2 protein-coding genes and 1 pseudogene are annotated in these 3,484 nt (G+C 74.3%); 1 reads left to right on the top strand and 2 read right to left on the bottom strand.

Annotated features, from left to right (window positions below; all coding sequences use genetic code 11):
* Nucleotides 1–344 (top strand): endonuclease/exonuclease/phosphatase family protein (locus tag JNW89_RS31500; RefSeq protein ID WP_238451840.1); only part of this gene is annotated, 344 nt, incomplete at its 5' end.
* Between the two features lie 23 nt (nucleotides 345–367).
* Here JNW89_RS31500 and JNW89_RS31495 read toward each other — a convergent pair.
* Together JNW89_RS31495 and JNW89_RS31490 are read right to left on the bottom strand one after the other, a co-directional pair.
* The gene (locus JNW89_RS31495) at nucleotides 368–1,252 is read right to left on the bottom strand and encodes an NUDIX hydrolase (protein WP_238451839.1); all 885 of its coding nucleotides are present in this window, start codon (nucleotides 1,250–1,252) and stop codon (nucleotides 368–370) included.
* Nucleotides 1,253–1,367: 115 nt separating this feature from the next.
* Nucleotides 1,368–3,484, bottom strand: a pseudogene (locus tag JNW89_RS31490) (RNA degradosome polyphosphate kinase); the annotation flags it as partial.

Here is a 3,484-nt window from a genome sequence, read left to right as displayed (position 1 = left end):
GTGGCCACCACCTGCAACCGCCACCCGGGCGGGAGCCGGTGGTCCAGGCCCGCGCGGTGGCCTCGTTCGCTCTCGGACACGCCGCCGGCCGCCCCCTGGTGGTGGCCGGCGACATGAACACCGAACCCGGCGCTCCTGGCTTCGCGGAGTTCACCCGCGCCGGCCTGGTGGACGCGTTGGCGGCGGCCCGGCCGTTGCCGACCAGCCCGGCCGACGACCCGCGCGAGCAGATCGACCACGTCCTCGTCTCGCCCGGCCTCACCGGCGCCGACGCCGTCGCGCCGCGCGGCACCGCCAGCGACCACCTGCCGGTCGCGGTGACCCTGACCCTGCCGCCCGCCTGACCGGGACAGCGCACCCGGCGGTCTCAGAGCCGGTCGGCGGCGACCAGCCGGTCGGCGGCGAAGGCGAGCAGCCAGCCGCCGCCCTTCGGGGTGGTGAAGTCGTCGGTCCGCCCGGTCAACCGCTCCAGCGCGCCCGGGATCACCTTGCCCTGGCTGCACACCGCGACCGGTTCGCCGGCCGCGGCCAGCTCCGCCAGCCGGCCGGCGGTCGCCAGCGCGCACTCGTCGCCGAGCTGGCCCGGCCGCGGCTCGTCCAGGTCGCCGTCCACCTCGATCGGCAGGTCGAGCAGGGCGGCCGCCGGGTCGAGGGTCTGCACGCAGCGGCGCGCCGAGGCGGACAGCAGCCGGGTGGGGCGGACCAGCGCCACCAGCGGGGCCAGCCGCTCGGCCTGGGCCCGGCCGGTCACGTCCAGTGGGCGCCCGTCGTCGGGGCCGGACCAGGTGGCGCGCTTGCCGGCGCGGGCGTGCCGGACCAGCGCGATCGTCCCGGTGACCCGGGGCAGCGCGGCGAACGCGGCCAGCACCTCCGCGTCGTGCGGGTAGCTGACCAGCCGGATCGCGTCGTCGACGGCGAGCCAGCGGACGTCGTCGACCTCGGTGCCGGGCTGGAAGCCGCCCTCGCCCACCGCCCGCATCGACCAGTAGTCCACCGTCTTCGGCCGGCCCTCGCTGCGGTAGCGCACGGTGGGGAGCCGGACCTGCGGCACGGCCCGTACGTCGGTCTCCTCGGCCACCTCGCGGACGGCGGCCAGCAGCGGGTGCTCGCCCGGCTCCAGCTTGCCCTTCGGCAGCGACCAGTCGCCGTAGCGAGGCCGGTGCACCAGGCAGACCTGGAGGCCCCCGTCGGCGTCCGGCTGCCAGGCGACTCCACCGGCCGCCCGGATGTCGACCGGTTGCTCCTGCGCCATCTGATCACCCTACGTCCGGGCGACCCCCGTACGGGCCGCTCAGCTTCGTCCGACGGCCACACCGCCGGGCCGCCCGGACCCGTCACGGCGGGCGGGAGGTGGCGGGCCGTCCGGGTCACCCGGCGGTGCCGCCCACCCGGCGCAGCAGCAGCTCCTGCAGGTCCGTCAGCGGCTCCTCCGGGGTGCCAGCGCGGCGGGTCCAGGTGCCGTCGCCGGCCAGCTCGAACGAGTCCACCTCGGGGCTGAACGCGGCGGTCAGCACGTGGTCGAGTTCGGCCCGGGCGACCGGGTCGCTCACCTGCACCAGGGCCTCCACCCGCCGGTCCAGGTTGCGGTGCATCAGGTCGGCCGAGCCCATCCAGAACTCCGCGTCGCCGTTGTTGCCGAACCGGAAGATCCGCGAGTGCTCCAGGAACCGGCCGAGGATCGAGCGGACCCGGATGTTCTCCGACAGCCCCGGCACCCCCGGCCGCAGCGTGCACATGCCCCGGATCAGCAGGTCAACGTGGACGCCGGCCCGGGACGCCCGGTAGAGCGCGTCGGTGATCTCCTCGTCGACCAGCGCGTTCACCTTGAACTGCACCAGCCCGGGCATGCCGAGGCGGACGTGGTCGATCTCCCGCTCGATCCGCTCGATCAGGCCGCTGCGGATGCCCTGCGGCGCCACCAGCAGCCGCCGGTACGCGGTCTGCCGGCTGTAGCCGGTGAGCACGTTGAACAGGTCGGTCAGGTCGGCGCCGATCTCCGGGTCGGCGGTGAGCACGCCGAAGTCCTCGTAGAGCCGGGCGGTCTTCGGGTGGTAGTTGCCGGTGCCGATGTGGCAGTAGCGGCGGATCTGGTTGCCCTCCTGGCGTACCACCAGGGCGGTCTTGCAGTGCGTCTTGAGCCCGACCAGGCCGTAGACGACGTGGCAGCCGGCCCGTTCCAGGGTGCGCGCCCAGCCGATGTTCGCCACCTCGTCGAAGCGCGCCTTCACCTCCACCAGCACCACCACCTGCTTGCCGGCGGCGGCCGCGTCGACCAGCGCGTCGACGATGGGGGGAGTCGCCGCTGGTGCGGTAGAGGGTCTGCTTGATGGCGAGCACGTTCGGGTCGGCGGCGGCCTGCTCGATGAAGCGCTGCACGCTGGTGGCGAACGAGTGGTACGGGTGGTGCACCAGCACGTCCCCGTCCCGCAGCGTGGCGAAGACGCTGCGTGGCACCTCGCCCTCGGCGAGCCGGGGATGGGTGGCCGGCACGAACGGCGGGTCCTTCAGGTCGGGGCGGTCGGCCTCGCCGTAGAGCTGCCAGAGCGCCGAGAGGTCCAGCAGCCCGGGTACCCGGAGCACGTCGTGCCCGTCCATGTCGAGTTCCCGGACGAGCAGCTCCAGCATGTGGTCGGAGATGCTGGCGGCGACCTCCAGCCGTACCGGCGGGCCGAAGCGGCGCCGGGCCAGCTCCCGCTCCAGCGCCTGGAGCAGGTCCTCGTCGCGGTCCTCGTCGACCTCCACCTCGGCGTTGCGGGTGACCCGGAACAGGTGGCACTCGACCACCTGCATGCCGGAGAAGAGCTGCCCCAGGTGCACCGAGATGAGTTCCTCGACCGGCAGCATCCGCAGCCCGGGCTGTTCCCGGGCGACCCGGACGAAGCGCGGCACGTTGTTGGGCACCTTCACCCGGGCGAACAGCTCGGAGCCGCCGTCCGGGTCGCGGACCGCCACCGCCAGGTTCAGCGACCGGCCGGAGATGTACGGGAACGGGTGCGCCGGGTCGACGGCGAGCGGGGTGAGCACCGGGAAGATGTGCTCGCGGAAGTAGGTCCGCAGCCGTTCCCGCTCGGGGTCGTCCAGCTCCGCCCAGCGCAGGACCCGGACGTCCTCGGCGGCCAGTCTGGGCAGCACGTCCTCGACGAAGCAGGCGGCGTGCCGGCCGACCAGTTCGGCGGTCTTCTCGGTGATCAGCTCCAGCTGGGTGCGCAGCGGCAGCCGGTCGCCGCCGCGTACCGGCAGCCCGGCGGAGAGGCGACGCTTCAACCCGGCCACCCGCACCATGTAGAACTCGTCGAGGTTGCTGGCGAAGATGGCCAGGAACTTGGCCCGCTCCAGCAGCGGGGTGCGCGGGTCCTCGGCGAGCGCCAGCACCCGGGCGTTGAAGTCCAGCCAGGCGAGCTCCCGGTTGAGGAACCGGTCCTCGGGCAGCGGCGGCGAGAGCCGGCGGCTCGCCGTCCGGGCCGCTCGGCGTGACGGGCCGGTC

It is taken from the genome of Micromonospora sp. 4G55, assembly GCF_016803375.1.
This window is presented reverse-complemented; position numbering and strand designations above follow the sequence as displayed.